Raw genomic sequence first — 2,192 nt, 5'->3', positions numbered from 1 at the left:
CCATCGTCCTTACGGGTCCTGCCAACACACGGCCTCCGTCGCCCTCCCCCGAAAAGTTGGCCGCGGCCAACTTTTCGGGGGAGGGCGACGGAGGCCGTGTGTTGGCAGGACCCGTAAGGACGATGGGGCTTGCCCTTGACCGCATGGATCAGGAAGCTCGTGAACTGCAGGAAGCCCTGAAGGCAGGCGAGAAGGTTGTCGAACTCGATCCGGAACTCATCGACAGCTCGTTCGTGCGAGATCGCCTAGACGGCGAGGTTACTGCGACGGACGATCTCGTAAGGTCGATCGAGGAAAACGGGCAAGAGGTGCCGATACTCGTGAGGCAGCATCCCGATCTCGAAGGTCGCTACCAAGTTGCCTACGGGCACCGTAGACTTCGCGCTGTCCGGCTTCTGAAGCGGAAGGTGAGAGCGGTTGTCAGGCAGTTGACCGACAACGAGCTTGTCGTCGCGCAGGGCATCGAGAACACCGCAAGAAAGGATCTCTCGTACATCGAGAGGGCCCTCTTCGCAGCGGGCCTCGAAAGCCACGACTTCAGCCGGGATGTCATTATGCAGGCGCTGTCGACCGACAAAACGGAGCTTTCCAAGCTGCTTTCCGTCGCGAAAGGCATCCCGAGCGGAATCGTCAAGGCCATCGGCGCAGCGCCCTCAATGGGCCGCCGCAGGTGGATGGAACTCGCTGAAAAGATCGCCGAACCCAAGGTGCTGGAAACTGCCCGTAATGCTATCCAGAAGCCCGAGTTCGGGCCCCTGAGCTCGGACGAGCGCTTCATGCTAGTTTTGGCCGAGGCTTCGAAGAAGCCCCAGCGGGAACAGACTGTTAGCGAGTGGAAGCCACACGGCGGCAAGGTTGCTGGGAAGATCAAAGATAACGGGAAGGCGTATACGCTCTCCCTCAAGACTGCCGGAGCCGATGAGGGCTTCGGCGCGTTTCTGACAGGGCGGCTGGACGATCTCTACGCCGACTGGCAGGCAAGCAGCAAATCGAAGCAGGAGTAGAACCGCAAAAGAAAAAGGCCCCCGAACGACCTTAGTCGTGGAAGCCTCTCTCAAAGTTGTAGCAGACTGAGAATCGCATTTCCACGAATCACTGTCAAGAGTCACAGCGTCGTGTCGGCGAGCGGATTTCTTTTGCCTGATTGAAAGGCGAAGGAAGAAATGGAGACGGGTATTGCAACGACGCCCTTTGGGCGGCGACCGATGTCGCTTGCCATGTTGGCAGCGCAGAATGACTCGAAGGAAATCGCGGAAGGGAAGGCTGCCGACAAATGGCAGGTCTACAGGGACCTGTGCGAGGGAAAAGCTGTCGTCGGCATCGGGGACCGCTCCCTGGCGGTATTGGCAGCGCTGCTGTCATTCTATCCGGACACGGAGCTGAGCGAGGAAAACGGCCTGGTCGTGTTCCCCTCGAACAAACAGCTGATCCTGCGGTCTCACGGGATGTCGGAGGTAACGCTGCGGCGACACCTGGCGACCTTGGTGGACAGTGGCCTTATCATCCGCCGGGACAGCCCAAACGGCAAACGGTACGCCCGCAAGGGGAGGGGAGGGGGCCTCGAGGAGGCGTTCGGCTTCTCGCTTGCCCCAGTACTGGCGCGTGCAGACGAGTTCGCGGAGGCAGCGGAACGCGTGCGAGCGGACAATCGAGCGCTGAGGCTCATGCGAGAGCGCATCACGCTGTACCGCCGGGATATCCAAAAGCTGATCGAAGCGGCCGTCGAGGAAGATGTTCCCGGCGACTGGGGAGACTTGTGGAGGCGTTTCAGGGCAATCGTGGACGCGATTCCTCGGAGGGCGGCGATCGTCGACCTGGCGCCGATTGTGACCGACCTGGCCGAGATCCGCGAGGAGATCGATATCCTGTTGGAATCGCACATGAATGTCGAAGATTCGAACGGCAATGCCGATCGTTCTGAACGGCAGCAATCTGATTCAAACACCGACTCTATTAATGAATTTGAACCTGCTCCAGAAAAGAGCGGGGCACCGGTTGCGCAAGAACGGCGAACGACGGAGCCGCCGAAAGGTTATCAACTTGGACTTGTATTGAAAGCCTGCCCGGACATTGTCGACTACGCTGTGAATGGGATAGCCAACTGGCGCGACCTGATGGAGACCGCCGCCCAGGTGCGGGGCTATCTTGGCGTGTCGCCATCGGCATACGGGGATGCCTGCCTCGTCATGGGG

At 59.9% G+C, this 2,192-nt stretch carries 2 protein-coding genes; both read left to right on the top strand.

Annotation, left to right across the window (positions count from 1 at the left end):
- Positions 1-2 precede the first annotated feature (2 nt).
- On the top strand, positions 3-1,004 hold the full coding sequence (repB, locus tag EOA86_RS31750; RefSeq protein ID WP_128345213.1) for a plasmid partitioning protein RepB: 1,002 nt from the start codon (positions 3-5) through the stop codon (positions 1,002-1,004).
- Between the two features lie 159 nt (positions 1,005-1,163).
- Positions 1,164-2,192: plasmid replication protein RepC (gene repC, locus EOA86_RS31745; RefSeq protein ID WP_128345211.1), on the top strand; the 1,029-nt coding region annotated here is incomplete at its 3' end.

It is taken from the genome of Mesorhizobium sp. M5C.F.Ca.IN.020.32.2.1 (assembly GCF_004023105.1).
GTDB lineage: Bacteria > Pseudomonadota > Alphaproteobacteria > Rhizobiales > Rhizobiaceae > Mesorhizobium > Mesorhizobium wenxiniae.
This window is presented reverse-complemented; position numbering and strand designations above follow the sequence as displayed.